Source organism: Aurantimicrobium sp. INA4, assembly GCF_027924525.1.
In the GTDB taxonomy this organism is placed as follows: Bacteria; Actinomycetota; Actinomycetes; order Actinomycetales; family Microbacteriaceae; genus Aurantimicrobium.
In genome coordinates this window covers 640,770-656,553 of record NZ_AP027040.1, presented here as the reverse complement: position 1 = coordinate 656,553, position 15,784 = coordinate 640,770, and the positions used below count along the sequence as shown (strand labels likewise).

Genomic DNA, 15,784 nt, shown 5'->3' with positions numbered 1-15,784 from the left:
CTAACGAGATATTAGGCCGAAGTTGAGCTTGTTCAGCGTGCTCGCGGGTGTGCCGTGATGTAGGTCTCACGCAGTGTATCTGCGGTGACCAGAGTGTAAATCTGTGTTGTTGAGACAGAAGCATGTCCGAGTAGCTCTTGAACTACGCGAACGTCTGCCCCACCGGCGAGTAAATGAGTTGCAAATGAGTGCCTGAAGGTGTGTGGAGAGAGTTCAATGTCTAGCTGAGCACGCTCTCCAGCGTCACGAATGATGAGCCAGGCCATCTGTCTGCTCACACGAGCACCTCGAGGACCGAGAAACAGTGCCGGAGTGGACTTTCCTCGGGCTGAGAATACGGGACGCACTCGCACTAAGTAGGCATCTAATGCTGCTTGGGCGTAGGAACCAACCGGAACAATCCGCTGTTTGCCACCCTTTCCGCGTAAACGAATCATTCCCTCATTCATGGTGACATCGTCAACGTTGAGGTTGACTGCTTCAGAAATACGTGCACCTGTGGCATACAGCAGCTCCAGGAGCGCTTTATCGCGAACTCGAATCTCTTCCTCTCCATCAGTGGCGGCCAACAGTGCAGACATTTGTTCAACACTGATGGCTTTCGGCAAGCGCTTGGGAAGCTTGGGCGGATTGAGGTCTGCCGTGACGTTGTGTTCGAGGAGTCCTTCTTCGACCAAGAACTTGTGAAATCCTTTGATTGAGCTGAGAGTTCTGGACTGGCTCGAGGCCGTCAACGGGCTTTCTGTCCTCGTTGCTAGCCATTGAACGTATTCGCTGACCAGTTGCAACGTGATCTGTTGCGCCTCAGTGATGTCGCGCTCACTGAGCCACAGCAGGTAGGCATCGATATCGCGGGTGTAGGCGGCAACGGTGTTGACGGAAAGCCCGCGTTCTATCTGGACATAGCGCAGATAGTTATCTCTGGCTTGCTGTAGGTTCACTACTACCCCTGCCAGGGTGCGCCACTGCCGAGTCGATCACGGCGCTCCCGCATCTCGAAGGGGGCATCCTCGGGTTGCAGGGTGTCCCAGCCTCGTGCCCTGGAGGCATGTGCTTGCAAGATTGCGATTTGGAAGATGGAGTTGGAGACCCGACCTTCCAACACCGCATCGTGCGCTTCATCCAGGCTTATCCAGCGCAATTCCATATCTGCTTCCTCTTCACTGCGCTCAAAAGGAACAGGTGTGTTATGTAGGTCTCTGGCCAAATAGATACGTACAAATTCATTGGATCCACCTGGTGACGTCCAATAGTCAGTGAGTACCGCCCAAGAATCTGCCTGTAAATCTACTTCTTCGGCTAATTCGCGTTGCGCAGCGAGCAGTGCACTTTCTCCGCGAATATCCAGCAGTCCTGCCGGAATCTCCCATTCACGCATGCGAATGGGGTGACGGTACTGCTGGATAGCCAGCAGACGGTCATTGTCATCTAAGGCCAATACTGCAACAGCGCCGGTGTGGTCGACATAGTCTCGGGCGATGACGTGATCGTTGTATTCGAAGCGTTCGTGCTCCACATTCCAGACCCGACCGGTAAACACTGTGTCACGATCGGTAATCGACACGTCAACAGGAAGGTCGCGAAAATCTTCCTGCGATGAACCAGACATGAGTAAGGATTAGACTATTTCGATATCGAACAGACGAGTTGCCTTTTGACGTTCAAGTGAAGCCTCAACGAGCCCAGAGAACAGGGGATGTGCATTGTTGGGGCGTGAGCGCAGTTCAGGGTGAGCCTGGGTAGCGATGTAATACGGGTGAACGCTGGTGGGCAATTCCACGAACTCGACCAACTGTCCATCAGGTGAGGTTCCTGAGAAGGACAGGCCTGCGTCAGCAATCTGCTGACGGTAGGTGTTGTTAACTTCATAGCGGTGACGGTGACGCTCTTCAATGAGTTCAGAGCCGTAGACCTGTGCTGCCAACGAATCCTTAGCAAGAGCTGCCTTGTAGAGGCCCAAACGCATGGTTCCACCCAGGTCTCCATCGTTGATGATGTCCACTTGCTCAGCCATGGTGGCAATCACAGGGGTCTTGGTTTCTGGGTCAAACTCCGAAGAAGACGCGTCGGTCAAACCAGCCATGTTGCGGGCATATTCAATCACCATGCATTGCAGACCTAAGCACAGCCCCAAAGTTGGGATGCCGTTTTCGCGAGCAAACTTCAATGCGCCAAGTTTGCCTTCAATACCGCGAATACCGAAACCACCAGGAACACAAATGCCATCGAGGTCAGACAAGTTTTCTGCAGCACCCTCTGGGGTTTCACAGTTGTCGGAGGGAATCCAGCGAAGGTTCACTTTGGTGCGGTGAGCAAAACCACCAGCACGTAGTGCTTCAGAAACGGAAAGATACGCATCTGGAAGGTCAATGTACTTTCCAACCAGACCAATGGTGACCTCGTGTGCAGGATCATGCACAGCTTCTAATAGTGGAGTCCAGTGAGACCAGTCGACTTCACCGCAATCCAATCCCAGTTTGTCAACGATATAGCCATCAAGTCCCTGACTGTTGAGCATGGTTGGAATGTCATAGATAGAGGGAACGTCTATGGCGTTGACTACAGCGTCTTCGTCCACGTCACACATGAGCGCGATCTTGCGCTTGTTGCTTTCTGTAACGGGTCGATCTGAACGTAAAACGAGAGCATCAGGCTGAATGCCGATGGAGCGCAGCGCAGCAACAGAGTGCTGAGTTGGCTTTGTCTTCTGCTCACCCGAAGCACCCATGAATGGAACGAGAGATACGTGAACAAAGAACACGTTCTTGCGACCAAGTTCGTGACGAACCTGACGTGCAGACTCAATGAATGGCTGTGATTCGATGTCACCGACAGTTCCACCGATTTCGGTGATGATGACATCAGGCTGAGGAATGTCCTCTGCCTGGAGGCGCATACGGCGCTTGATTTCGTCCGTGATGTGAGGAATGACCTGAACAGTGTCTCCCAAGTATTCACCGCGACGTTCTTTGGCAATGACTTGAGAGTAAATCTGACCGGTGGTGACGTTAGCTGCCTGAGACAGGTTGATGTCAAGGAAACGTTCGTAGTGACCGATGTCGAGATCTGTCTCAGCTCCGTCATCGGTGACAAAGACTTCACCATGCTGGAACGGGTTCATCGTTCCAGGATCTACGTTGAGATAGGGATCAAGCTTTTGCATGACCACCCGCAGACCGCGAGCGGTGAGAAGATTGCCGAGGCTAGCTGCCGTCAGGCCTTTCCCGAGTGACGAGACAACGCCCCCGGTGACAAAAATGTGCTTGGTTACGTTAGATCCCGAAGTATTCACCACGGAATTAGAGCCTATCAGCGGGAGGAGGCCAGCTCAATCAACTCGCGGGCGTGAGCCAAAGCATTTTCTGAATCCTGTAGTCCGGAGAGCAAACGTGCCATCTCTGCCTCGCGTTCGGATCCGGTGAGTTTGTGCACGCTGCTTGCGGTGACTTCCCCGGAGGTGTCCTTGACCACACGCAAATGGTTGGTCGCAAAGGCGGCTACTTGAGCAAGGTGAGTCACCACGATAACTTGTGACTTTTCTGCCAAGCGGGCAAGGCGTCGACCAATCTCTATGGCAGAGGCCCCGCCAACGCCAGAATCGACTTCGTCGAAAACATAGGTGGGAACTGAGTCTTGACCGGCAATCACCACTTCGAGAGCAAGCATGATGCGTGAAAGCTCACCACCTGATGCACTCTTGGATATTGGCCGAGGCTCAGAGCCAGGGTGGGGTCGAAGCAGCAACTCAACGGTGTCTACACCGTGCACAGCTAGTTCTTCACCCTGGGTGACTTTCACAAACAATTGCGCATCAGGCATTGCAAGTGCAGCAAGTTCTTCAGTGACCGCAGCAGAGAGTCTCTGTGCTGCTTCTTCGCGGAGGATATGCAGGGCTTCCGCGCCGCGAAGAACAAGTGCGTGATCTGCATTAACCTCCTCAGCAAGCTCAGTAATTCGCTCACTATCACCATCAAGTTCAAGCAGCCGGGCACTACCGGAGTTCACCCGCGCGAGCACATCATCGAGGGTGGGACCGTATTTGCGCATCAGGGTGTTTAGTTCTGCGCGGCGTTCCTGAATAGTGTCGAGATTCTGTTCGCCTTCCCCCTCAAGATTGGCCAGATGCGAGGAGAGTGCCCCGGCAACATCGTGGAGCTGAAAGGACAACTGCGTGAGATTTTCCAGTAAGGAAGCCAATGTTGAATCCACATCTGCGACCTTCTCAAGTGCCCTCTTGGCAAGATCAACACGGGCAAGTGCATCAAGCTCGTCTGAGTCATCCGAAGACAGTGCTGCCCGAGCTTGAGCTGTTGCCACACGCAGGTCTTCGGTATGCATCAGGCGCTGTGCAAGTGCGGTGAGCTGTTCATCTTCTCCAGGCTGTGGTGCTGCTGCTTCAATGTCGGAGATGGACAGACGTAATTCTTCTGCCTCTTTTTCGCGAGCATCACGAGCAGCAATCAGTTCAGCTAGCTCGGCAGCATTAGCTTTCCAGCGGCGGAAAGCATGAGCGTACTCACCCAGGACTTCAGCGAAATGAGGTCCAGCAAAACGATCTAGTGCCTCACGTTGAGCTGATGTGGAGCGCAATCGAACCTGGTCAGATTGACCGTGAACAGCAACGAGTAGCTCACCTAGTTCTCCCAGTACTGCCACAGGTGTGCTTCGCCCACCAACAACAGCGCGTGATCGGCCCTCTGCAGAAACAGATCTACCCAACAGGAGTTCGTCACCTTCGATGAGACCTCCAGCATCAGTCACTGTTTCGGTGATGGTTTCTGTGGGCTCAATTATCCAGCGACCTTCAACCCACGCTGTATCGGAGCCAGAACGTACAGCTGTGGAATCAGAGCGTTCTCCACGCAACAGCCCCAGAGCTGTGACGACCATGGTCTTTCCTGCACCTGTTTCACCCGTGATGGCAGTGAACCCGGGACCTAATGGAAGTATTGCTTCAGAGATAACGCCAAGATCTCTTATTCGAATTTCTTCAATCACGCGCCAGGACCTCGCCAGCCGGTGACAGGTAAATCAAACTTCTCAACGAGTCGATCGGTAAACGTTTCGTGGTGCAGTCGGGCAAGCAACACAGGCACAGGTGACTTCTTGACCACTACGCGTGCTCCGGGAGGAAGATTACGTGTTCTGCGACCATCACACCACAGCACACCATGACCACTGCGGCGTTCAAGAATTTCAACAGCAAGAACAGATTCTGGACCGACAACCAGAGGCCGAGCAAAAAGCGCATGGGCTGAGAGAGGTACCAAAATCATTGCGTCAACGGTCGGCCACACAATCGGGCCTCCTGCCGAGAAGGAATAGGCTGTTGATCCTGTCGGTGTGCTCATCACAACCCCATCACATCCAAAGGAGGACAGGGGCCGACGATCCACCTCGATAACCACCTCAAGCATGCGTTCCCTGCTCGCCTTTTCAACCGTGGCCTCATTAAGCGCCCACGTTTCATAAACAACTTCATTGCCTACTTTGACGCGAACAGAAAGTGTTGAGCGTTCCTCCACCACAAAGTCTTTAGCTAACACGCGAGAAACGGTCTCGGTAATAGTGTCTCGTTCTGTTTCGGCAAGGAATCCCACGTGTCCCGTGTTCACCCCCAACATGGGAATAGTTGTTCCCCGCAATAACTCTGCGGCGCGAAGGATGGTTCCATCTCCCCCGACAACAATGGCGCACTCAATCTCAGTGACAGGAACATGTTTTTCTAAGACTTTGAGCGAGGTGAGCTCAGGAGCAAGTTCCAGAACCGCAGAAAGTTCTAGTTCGCGTATTACTGGAACAGCTCCCTGCGACTGTATCTGCTGGCAGACCTCGACTGCGGCTTCCAAAGTGGCCTGCTGGGTGGCATGGGAGACAACGAGGATATAGCGATCGTGTGCGCTCATACCTATGCTCCTGCCAGTTTGTGAACCTGTTGAGTCCATTCTGATGGATTAGACCCACTGTCCGCACGGAGCCAGAGCACAAACTCTTGATTACCAGCCCCACCCAGGATTGGGGAGGACAGGATTCCGCACACTCCTAATCCGTTATCAAAGGCTGACCACAACACCGCCATGACTGCTTCTTCGCGCAGGGCGGGGTTGGTGACGATGCCTTCTTTGACTCCGGTTCGGCCAACCTCAAACTGTGGTTTGACGAGCAGAATGTAGTCAGCGGTCTCGGTTGCGCAAGCCTTGAGAGCCGACATGATGTGAGTTAGCGAAATAAATGACACATCGGCAACAACAACATCTGCCACAAAATCCTGCTTGACCAAGGCAGAAAGCTTTTCTCGATCAAGACCTTTTGCATTCACACCCTCAACAACGAAGACACGTTCATCAGATCGAATGCGGGGAGAGAGCTGACTGTGACCAACATCCAAAGCAACGACAGGTTGCGCACCGCGCTCTAGTAACACTTGTGTAAAACCACCAGTACTTGCACCCACATCAAAGGCAGCACGGCCAGAGACATCGATGCCAAAACCGTCAAGACCAGCAATCAGCTTGTGCGCAGCACGAGAAACATAGTGATCGGCGCCGTCCACGCTGATGTCATCATTGTCTTCAACTTTGAAGGCAGGTTTATTGATGACCTTGCCACCCACTCGAACGAAGCCTTCAGCAATCAGTGTGGCGGCATGACTGCGAGAGCGAGCCAGAGATCTGGCTGCGAGGGCGGCATCGAGGCGTTGACTAGTCACGAGAAGGGATGTCGCCACCTTCGAGCTGTGCTCGGAGGTCGTCGTAGAGCTTTGCATAGCCTTCTGCACGGTTTTCGAGCGGTTGGTCCTCAACGACGGACAGCGCAGAGACGAGTTCGCCGTCTGACTGAGTGATGTTTTCTGAGGTGCTCATGGTTCAAGGTTATCGGAAGTAAACCAAGAACAAAGCCTTGCGGGAGAGACGATCCCGCAAGGCTTTACTCATATCCCCTATGTGTTCAGAGGTGACGCTCATCCACACCGTTGTAGGCCGACAACGGGCGGATAAGAGCATTTGCTTGGAGCTGCTCCATGATGTGAGCAGTCCAGCCGGTGATTCGTGCTGCCACGAAAATTGGGGTGAAGGTGAGGGTGTCAAAGCCCATCAAGTGATAGGCCGGACCTGAAGGGTAATCCAGGTTGGGAAGAATTCCCTTACGCTCGGTCATAGCCGCTTCAAGGCCTTCATAGAGGTCAAGAACATCGGGGCGGTTGTAGTACTCAATGAGCTCAACCATGGACTTGCGCATGGTGGGTACACGTGAGTCGCCCTTTTTGTAGACACGGTGACCAAAGCCCATGATTTTGCGCTTTTCAGCCAATGCCTGCTCGAGCCATGCTTCAGCACGCTCATGTGCGTTGGGTCCAAACCCGATTTCGTTGAAGATGTGAAGCACAGCTTCATTGGCACCACCGTGGAGGGGGCCCTTAAGCGCTCCAATAGCGCCGGTTACTGCCGAGTAAAGGTCAGACAGGGTTGAGGTAATCACGCGAGCGGTGAAGGTCGAAGCATTGAAGGAGTGCTCCGCATACAAAATCAACGAAACACGGAATGCATCAACAACAACGTCATCAGGAATTTCACCAAAGCTCATCCAGAGGAAGTTGGCTGAGTAGTCCAGGTCCTCGCGGGGTTCAATAACACCCTCGCCACGGCGGCGACGCTGGTCATAGGAGACGATTGCCGGAAGCTTGGCAAAGAGTGTGATGCTCTTGGCCAGGTTTCCCTCCGCCGACGAGTCATCAGTTGTGGGATCTGACGCACCAATAACACTGACAGCAGTGCGCACAACATCCATGGGGTGGGCGGTGAGCGGAAGTTCATCAATGACGCGCTTGACATGGGCATCCAGGGCGCGCTGGGCGCGCTCAGATTTTTGAAAACCTGCCAATTCTGATGCTGTAGGAAGCTCTCCGTGCCACAGTAGCCACGCAACCTCTTCGAAGCTCTTGCTAGCAGCAAGTTCTTGTACCGGGTATCCGCGATAGAGCAATGAGTTGGTCTCGGGGTTAACTTTAGAAATCGCGGTTGCATCGACCACAACGCCAGCTAAGCCCTTAAATATCTGTGGTTGTTCCGTCATAGCTTGTCCTCACAGGTTGAGACGAACGTGTCGTTCGAGTTAGTGCTTGGTGTGTGTGCTCAGGTCAAAGTTGAAAATGCCTGAATCAAAGTGGTTGTAAGCCTCGTAGTCGAGGGTTTCGTAGAGATCTGCACGAGTCTGCATCTCAGGCACAGATGCCTGGAAGGATCCAGTTTCGCGAAGAGAATCAAGTCCTCGAACAGCAGAACCCATGGCCAGACGCAATAGTGAGACTGGGTAGATCACAATGTTGATGCCGATATCTGCCAACTGCTTCTTGGTGAAGAGTTCGCTCTTGCCAAACTCGGTCATGTTTGCCAAAACAGGAACATCGAGAGCAGCTCGCATGGCCTCAAACTCACTGAGATCTTTCATCGCCTCAGGGAAGATGGCATCAGCGCCAGCATCAACAAGCATCTTGGCGCGATCTATAGCTGCATCGAGACCCTCAACTGCGCGAATGTCGGTGCGGGCCATGATGAGAAGGTTCTCATCACGGCGTGCATCTACCGCTGCCTTAATGCGTTTGATGGCGGTGTTGTCATCGACAACGTTCTTGCCATCAAGATGTCCACACCGCTTAGGGTTGTGCTGATCTTCGATGTGAAGACCAGCAACACCGGCGTCTTCGAGAGTCTGCACGGTGCGAGCTAAGTTGAGGGGTTCACCAAAACCGGTGTCGGCATCGATGAGAGCAGGGAGATCTGTCATGCGAGCAATTTGCTCCCCACGACCAGCAACCTCGCTCAACGTGGTTAACCCAATGTCAGGCAAACCCAGGTCCGCCGCCAAGACAGCACCAGAGATGTAGACACCGTCAAAACCCTTGCTCTGAATGAGTTTGGCCGAGAGCGGGTTAAACGCACCAGGGAACTGCAGCAGTTCACCGGTGGCTAAACGCTCACGGAAAAGGCGACGCTTTTCAGCTGGAGTTGTCTTGGCATACAGCATTAGAACAGGCCCTTGGGCAGAGGCACTGAGGACAGAACGCCTGGCTTGGCGGTGACGGTCAAACCGCCAATCTCTTCAGCGGTGAGTTCAGGCAGGCGCTGAACAAGTGTCAAGAAGCGCTCAACTTCTGCGTCGTCAATGACACCGTCGGCGAGAATACGGAACTTGTTGATGTATTGCTCACGAGCAAATGGACGAGCACCGAGGGGGTGTGCATCTGCGACAGCAAGCTCATCAACAATTACCGTTCCATCGTTGAGTGTGATTTCCACACGACCACCGAATGCCTTCACTGCAGGGTCTTCGGAGTGGTAACGACGAGTCCACTCGGCGTCTTCGAGCGTAGTGGTCTTGTTCCACAGTGCGACGGTGTCTGCGCGAGATGCCCGAGCGGGAGCGTAGCTGTCTACGTGGTGCCAGGTACCATCCTGCAACGCAACAGTGAAGATATAAGGAATTGAGTGATCTAAAGTCTCACGGCTGGCTGTGGGGTCATACTTCTGGGGGTCGTTTGCGCCCGAGCCAATGACGTAGTGGGTGTGGTGTGAGGTGTGAATCACCACAGACTTTACGTTCTCTGGGTTGGTCACTTCAGGGTGTTCGTTGTGAATCTTGCGGGCAAGGTCAATAAGAGCCTGCGCTTGGTACTCAGCAGAGTGTTCCTTGGTGTACGTGTCAAGGATTCCGCGCTTGGCTTCTCCCTTTTCGGGAAGGGGTACTTCGTATGCTGCAGTGGGTCCGTCAAGCATCCACGCAATCACACCATCTTCACCTTCGTAGATGGGGGTGGGGCTGGTCTCTCCACGCATAGCGCGGTCAACTGCCTCAACAGCCATCTTCCCGGCAAATGCGGGAGCATGCGCCTTCCATGAAGAAATCTCACCCTTACGTGACTGACGAGTAGCCGTGGTGGTGTGCAGTGCTTGACCGATTGCCTGGTAGATGGTTTCAGCAGGAAGCTTCAACATCGTTCCGATACCGGCAGCAGCAGAGGGGCCGAGGTGAGCTACGTGGTCAATCTTGTGCTTGTGCAAGCAGATGGCCTTCACGAGGTCGACCTGAATTTCGTAACCGGTTGCAATACCGCGAATAAGGTCTGCACCTGAGACGCCGACGTGCTGGGCGACAGCCAGAATGGGCGGAATGTTGTCACCGGGGTGCGAGTATTCTGCTGCAAGGAAGGTGTCGTGGTAGTCGAGTTCACGCACAGCAACACCATTAGCCCAGGCAGCCCATTCTGGAGATACACGCACATCCTGTGGCTCTCCAAACAGGTTGGCGCCATTGCCGCCGGTGGAAACAGGATGTGCGAGTGCTTGTGAACGCGCAGATACAACAGGCTTACGAGTGAGAGAAGCTACTGCTACAGAGGCATTATCAATAATGCGGTTGATGACCATGTCAGTCACCTCTGCGGTTACCTCTACTGGATCAGAAGCTACCTCCGCGATTTTCCAGGCGAGTTGGTCTTTACGCTCAAGAGTTTCTTCGCTCTTATAAACGCGGACTTTGTGCAACTTCATGAGCTTCCCTTCGGGATGTTGATGTGGTTATGCCACGTCAACTGATTTGAGGTGCCCCTTCACGGAGGCGCGGATATTGGTCAAAGATTTGTGTAGGTGAACGTGGGTGGCATGCGCGGCCAATGCAGCATCACCATCGATGATGGCTTGGATAATCAAGATAGTTTCCGAAACACTTTCATGCAGGCGCGCAGGATTATCTTTTGCCATTCGGCGAATTCGAGAAAGGTGAACGCGAGCATTTTGTAGCGCTGAAACTAAATACGCATTCTGGACGGCCTCGTCGACAGCTTCATCCAATTTTTCGTTGAGCTCGTAGTAGTGACGAACACCTTCTGCTCCTGACTCAATCAGTTCAGAAGCGTGAGCAAATTCTTCGGCAATCTTGATAAAGACTTTGGGATCACGACGTTGGGCAGCTAAACGAGCAGCTTGCTCTTCGAGCGCTTCTCGAACTTCGTAAAGCTCAGCGATGTTTTCTAGTGAAACTTCGGTGACAACGACGCCGCGACCAGGAGCGGATTCAACCAGTCCGTCTGCCATCAGTCTGGAGAGCGCTTCACGAAGTGGTGTGCGCGAGACTCCCAGGCGAGTGGATTGTTCAACCTCGGCCAAGACGGTCCCCGGCGCTAAATCGCCGTCGACAATTTCGTGGAGAAGCGTCCGATATGCCTTGTCACTTGCTCTCATGTTGTCTCCCTTGACCAGCCCCAACAACTTCATTGTATACAGACTTACTCCCTCTATGTATACACACAGGGCTCGCAACACGCAATAGTTGCAGAAATATTGCACAAATAGTCATTTTGTGTATACAGTCATCCCTAGCGTTTATTTCTGAGGTGTTTTTCAGCTCAAGAAATTGGCAGCACAACTCACGGAGTTCTCAACGAGGAGAACCCCATACTCAAAGGGGAGGCGAGAGATGACTGCAGCACAAAACTACCAATCGGTGTATGAAGCCAGCGCCTCGAACCCTGAGAAGTACTGGCTAGACGCCGCCAAGGCCATCGACTGGATTACTCCCCCCACTGAAGCTCTCGATGACTCAGGTGCTCCTGTCTACCGCTGGTTCCCTGCAGCTGAGCTCAACACCTGTTTCAACGCCGTAGATCGACACGTACTCGAAGGTCGCGGTGATCAAACCGCCGTCATTTATGACTCGGCCATGACCGGAGTCAAAGATCGCTTCACCTACGCTGAACTTCTTGAGGACATCAAAGCATTTGCTGGGGTATTGATTGCCCAGGGAGTCACCAAGGGTGATCGGGTCATTATCTATCTCCCCATGATCCCTCAGGCCATCATTGCGATGCTGGCCTGCGCTCGAATCGGCGCTGTCCACTCAGTCGTGTTTGGCGGATTCGCCGCAAACGAATTAGCGGTTCGCATCGACGATGCGAAGCCAAAAGTACTGGTCACTGCCTCAGGTGGTCTTGAGCCTGGGCGAACTGTTGAATACCTACCCATGGTTGCTGAAGCTCTCGAGCTATCACAAGGTTCCATTCACACCGTGATTGTGAAAGAACGCCGCAACGTTCCTGGCACTATCAAGACCTACAACGGGGTCAATGGCGTGACGTGGTTGGACTGGGATGACGCCGCGGCAAAGGCAACGCCCGCTGACTGTGTTCCTGTCCTCGCAACCGACCCGCTCTACGTTCTCTACACCTCCGGCACTACCGGAAATCCCAAGGGCATTATGAGAGACAATGGCGGTCACGCTGTTGCCCTGACATGGTCCATGGCCAACATTTACAACATCAAGCCCGGTGAAGTGATGTGGGCAGCATCCGATGTGGGCTGGGTCGTGGGCCACTCGTACATTGTCTACGCTCCCCTGTTAGCTGGGGCAACCACCGTCATTTATGAAGGTAAGCCAGTTGGAACTCCGGATGCGGGAGCTTTCTGGCGCATCGTGGATGAGTACAAGGTTCGTGCACTCTTCACTGCCCCCACTGCACTTCGTGCAATCCGACGAGTAGATCCTGAGCTCAAGGAACTGGCGCGGTACGACGTAAGCTCCATGCACACACTTTTTATGGCTGGAGAACGCCTAGACACAGAAACATTGGAATGGGCGAGTGAAGGCCTGGGCATTCCTGTGGTAGATCACTGGTGGCAGACTGAAACAGGCTGGGCGATAACGGCCAACCCTCGCGGTATTGAAACGCTACCAATCAAGCCTGGGTCTTCGACTGTTCCAGTTCCTGGCTACAAAGTTGAAGTTGTCGACGGCAAAGGCAACCACGTTGCTGCCGGCGAAGAAGGAAACATCGTCATTAAGCTCCCCATGCCCCCAGGAACTCTAGCCGGATTATGGGGTCGACCAGACGGCTACCAGAAGGCCTACCTGGATGCGTTTGATGGGTATTACGCAACCGGAGACTCCGGCTATATCGATGAAGATGGCTATGTATTCGTCATGGGCCGCACCGATGATGTCATTAACGTTGCCGGACATCGACTTTCAACCGGTCAGCTGGAAGAAGCACTCGCACACCACCCTGATGTTGCTGAATGTGCTGTTATCGGCGTGAAAGATGAACTTAAAGGCCAGAGAGCTAGTGGTTTTGTCACCCTCAAGGCAGGCGTTGACCGGAACCACGACGAGATTTGTTCCGAACTGGTGCAATTGGTCCGAGAAAAGGTAGGCCCCGTAGCTGCCTTCCGCGACGTGCTCGTACTCGAGCGCCTTCCCAAGACCCGTTCAGGAAAGATTCTGCGCAAAACAATGCGTCAGATAGTGGATGGCGAAGATTTCGTCGTCCCACCAACGATTGAGGACATCAGTGTCCTCGAAGATCTCACGGTTGCCCTCGTGGGCAACCCTGAACCGATGAAGCCGGCCTAAATCCGGCAGATTCACTGCAATACCCCCAAACACATTAGGCAAGGAGGCCGTGTGAGTAACGAAGAGACCGAGAAGGGTCATCACAGGATTGATTATCCTGCCTTCGAAGAAACACCAAAATACAAGGAATTGCGAAAGCGTCAGCGCGGATTCGTTATTCCACTACTCGTAGCAGCATTGGCGTGGTACTTCCTCTACGTCGTTCTGGCTACTTTTGCATCGGCATGGATGGCAACACCCGTGTTCGGTTCTGTCAATATCGGTCTGATTCTGGGTCTCGCTCAGTTCGTCACGACCTTCGCCATCACCCAGTGGTACGTGAGCTACGCCAACAAGCGTCTTGACCCACTGGCAACTGAACTCCGTCAGGAGCTCGAAGCTAAGCAGAAGGCAGGTGCCGCATGAGCAACGCACTCATTTTCGCTGCTGACGCAGTAACAACTAGCGCAAGTGATAACAACCCCGTCCTGAACATCAGCATCTTCGCTGCGTTCGTCATCGTGACGATGATTATCGTTATTCGCGCTGGTCGTAACAACAAGTCCGCTAACGAGTTCTACGCAGGTGGACGTTCGTTCACTGGTGGCCAGAACGGTATGGCTATCGCAGGTGACTACCTCTCAGCCGCATCCTTCCTCGGAATTACCGGTGCTATTGCACTTAGCGGTTACGACGGATTCCTTTACTCCATCGGCTTCCTTGTTGCATGGCTGGTAGCTCTGCTTCTCGTCGCAGAGCTCATGCGCAACACAGGTAAGTTCACCATGGCGGACGTACTTTCATTCCGCCTCCACCAGCGCCCAGTGCGTCTGGCCGCAGCTATCTCTACCTTGGTTGTCTGCTTCTTCTACCTCCTGGCTCAGATGGCTGGTGCCGGTGGCCTCGTGTCACTGCTGCTGGGTATCCCCGCAACGGACACTGTTGCAACCTCCTTGGTTGTTGCGGTCGTAGGTATCCTCATGGTGATCTACGTTCTCGTTGGTGGTATGAAGGGTACGACTTGGGTTCAGATCATCAAGGCAGCTTTGCTTATTGCTGGTGCTGGAATCATGACCATTTGGGTGCTCGCACTCAACGGTTTTGACCTCGGTCACCTACTCACCAAGGGTCAGGAAGCAGCTGCTGCTCTCGAAGTTCCCTTTGATGCTCTCAAGCCTGGTAACAAGTACGGCAAGAACCCTATCGACTTCATCTCTCTCGGTATGGCTCTTGTACTAGGTACCGCTGGTCTGCCTCACGTTCTCATGCGTTTCTACACGGTTCCTACCGCTAAGGAAGCTCGTAAGTCCGTTGTGTGGGCTATTTGGCTCATCGGTGCGTTCTACCTCTTCACCCTGGTTCTCGGCTTCGGTGCACTGGTCCTCGTTGGCCCAGCAACCATCGCCGCAGCACCTGGCGGACCAAACTCGGCTGCTCCGCTGCTTGCTGCAGCTCTCGGTGGCCCCGTTCTGTTGGGTATCGTTTCCGCTATCGCGTTCGCAACGATTTTGGCTGTGGTTGCTGGTTTGACCATCACCGCTGCTACATCGTTCGCACACGACATTTATGCCAACGTGATCAAGCGCGGTGAGGTTCGCCCCAACGCTGAGGTCAAGATTGCACGCATCACCATTGTTGTCATTGGTGTCCTCGCAATCATCGGTGGTATTGCGGTTCAGGGCCAGAACATTGCGTTCTTGGTTGCACTGGCTTTCGCTGTTGCAGCTTCCGCAAACCTGCCCACCATCATCTACTCGCTCTACTGGCGCCGCTTTAACACTCGTGGTGCATTGTGGTCGATGTACGGTGGTTTGATCTCCTCGATCGTTCTGATCATCTTCTCCCCCGTGGTTTCCGGAAAGCTTGACCCCAAGACTGGAGAGCTCACTGCCTCCATGATCAAGGGTGTTGACTTCCACTGGTTCCCACTGGACAACCCAGGTATCGTTTCGATTCCTCTGGCATTCCTGCTCGGTATCCTCGGAACCTATGCAGGTGGTCGTAAGGAAAACGCTTGGCTTGCCGCAGAGATGGAAGTTCGTTCACTCACCGGTCACGGTGCAGAGAAGGAAGTTCACCACTAAGAACACCAACAGTGAGGGCCCCGGTAGCAATACCGGGGCCCTCACTCGTTAACGAAATTAATGCGGAAAAAGTATTTCTCCGCCAATCCAGAACAGAACAAAAGAGCTAATCAGACCACCTAGAACATAAAACAAGATGGAGCGCTCGCCTCTAAACAACGCAAGCACGTTAAGAACAACCCCTGCTATTCCCACCGCAAAAATGGCCATCGACGGAAGCGGGAGACGCGCCAACACTTTGAGCAAAAACAACACAGCAAATGCCAGGCTGAGGCCAAAGCCCCACTTCCCCGTGGCAGTTTTGGGTAAAAACGTCATGA

At 53.5% G+C, this 15,784-nt stretch carries 15 protein-coding genes; 3 read left to right on the top strand and 12 right to left on the bottom strand.

The features are described 5' to 3' along the window. Nucleotides 1-32 precede the first annotated feature (32 nt). The 11 genes from xerD to AINA4_RS03250 all read right to left on the bottom strand — a co-directional run bounded on the left by xerD (nt 33) and on the right by AINA4_RS03250 (nt 11,237). Nucleotides 33-941, bottom strand: coding sequence for a site-specific tyrosine recombinase XerD (xerD, locus tag AINA4_RS03300; protein WP_281787511.1), 909 nt, complete (start codon nt 939-941; stop codon nt 33-35). 2 nt (nt 942-943) lie between these two features. Next, nucleotides 944-1,609, bottom strand: coding sequence for an NUDIX hydrolase (locus AINA4_RS03295; protein ID WP_281787510.1), 666 nt, complete (start codon nt 1,607-1,609; stop codon nt 944-946). Between the two features lie 9 nt (nt 1,610-1,618). Then, nucleotides 1,619-3,295, bottom strand: a complete 1,677-nt coding sequence (locus AINA4_RS03290) for a CTP synthase (protein WP_281787509.1) — start codon at nt 3,293-3,295, stop codon at nt 1,619-1,621. 14 nt (nt 3,296-3,309) lie between these two features. After that, nucleotides 3,310-4,998: a DNA repair protein RecN gene (gene recN, locus AINA4_RS03285; protein WP_281787508.1), complete on the bottom strand. Its 1,689-nt coding sequence runs from the start codon at nt 4,996-4,998 to the stop codon at nt 3,310-3,312. Then, nucleotides 4,995-5,906: an NAD kinase gene (locus AINA4_RS03280; protein ID WP_281787507.1), complete on the bottom strand. Its 912-nt coding sequence runs from the start codon at nt 5,904-5,906 to the stop codon at nt 4,995-4,997. Before AINA4_RS03280 ends, recN begins: the two co-directional genes overlap by 4 nt. Nucleotides 5,907-5,908: 2 nt before the next feature. Continuing rightward, complete coding sequence (locus AINA4_RS03275) at nt 5,909-6,709, bottom strand: TlyA family RNA methyltransferase (protein WP_281787506.1); 801 nt, start codon at nt 6,707-6,709, stop codon at nt 5,909-5,911. After that, a complete protein-coding gene (locus AINA4_RS03270) occupies nt 6,702-6,863 on the bottom strand; it encodes a hypothetical protein (protein ID WP_172418246.1) in 162 nt (53 codons plus the stop codon). Before AINA4_RS03270 ends, AINA4_RS03275 begins: the two co-directional genes overlap by 8 nt. An 85-nt stretch (nt 6,864-6,948) precedes the next feature. Next, nucleotides 6,949-8,073, bottom strand: coding sequence for a bifunctional 2-methylcitrate synthase/citrate synthase (locus tag AINA4_RS03265; RefSeq protein ID WP_281787505.1), 1,125 nt, complete (start codon nt 8,071-8,073; stop codon nt 6,949-6,951). Nucleotides 8,074-8,112: 39 nt separating this feature from the next. Further along, nucleotides 8,113-9,024, bottom strand: coding sequence for a methylisocitrate lyase (prpB, locus tag AINA4_RS03260; RefSeq protein ID WP_281787504.1), 912 nt, complete (start codon nt 9,022-9,024; stop codon nt 8,113-8,115). Next, on the bottom strand, nt 9,024-10,547 hold the full coding sequence (locus AINA4_RS03255) for an MmgE/PrpD family protein (RefSeq protein ID WP_281787503.1): 1,524 nt from the start codon (nt 10,545-10,547) through the stop codon (nt 9,024-9,026). The genes prpB and AINA4_RS03255 overlap by 1 nt, the downstream gene beginning before the upstream one ends. Before the next feature lie 27 nt (nt 10,548-10,574). Continuing rightward, entirely contained in the window at nt 10,575-11,237 is a 663-nt protein-coding gene (locus AINA4_RS03250; RefSeq protein WP_281787502.1) for a GntR family transcriptional regulator, read from the bottom strand. Between the two features lie 235 nt (nt 11,238-11,472). Here AINA4_RS03250 and AINA4_RS03245 point away from each other — a divergent pair, with 235 nt between their 5' ends. Genes AINA4_RS03245 through AINA4_RS03235 form a run of 3 tightly spaced genes read left to right on the top strand, consistent with a single transcriptional unit; the run spans nt 11,473 to nt 15,464 of the window. After that, entirely contained in the window at nt 11,473-13,401 is a 1,929-nt protein-coding gene (locus tag AINA4_RS03245; RefSeq protein WP_281787501.1) for a propionyl-CoA synthetase, read from the top strand. A gap of 51 nt (nt 13,402-13,452) precedes the next feature. Next, on the top strand, nt 13,453-13,806 hold the full coding sequence (locus AINA4_RS03240; protein ID WP_281787500.1) for a DUF485 domain-containing protein: 354 nt from the start codon (nt 13,453-13,455) through the stop codon (nt 13,804-13,806). Beyond that, entirely contained in the window at nt 13,803-15,464 is a 1,662-nt protein-coding gene (locus AINA4_RS03235; RefSeq protein WP_281787499.1) for a cation acetate symporter, read from the top strand. Before AINA4_RS03240 ends, AINA4_RS03235 begins: the two co-directional genes overlap by 4 nt. A 57-nt stretch (nt 15,465-15,521) precedes the next feature. Here the strand turns inward: AINA4_RS03235 and AINA4_RS03230 are convergent, their stop codons facing one another. Continuing rightward, nucleotides 15,522-15,782, bottom strand: coding sequence for a hypothetical protein (locus AINA4_RS03230; RefSeq protein WP_281787498.1), 261 nt, complete (start codon nt 15,780-15,782; stop codon nt 15,522-15,524). Nucleotides 15,783-15,784: the final 2 nt, after the last annotated feature.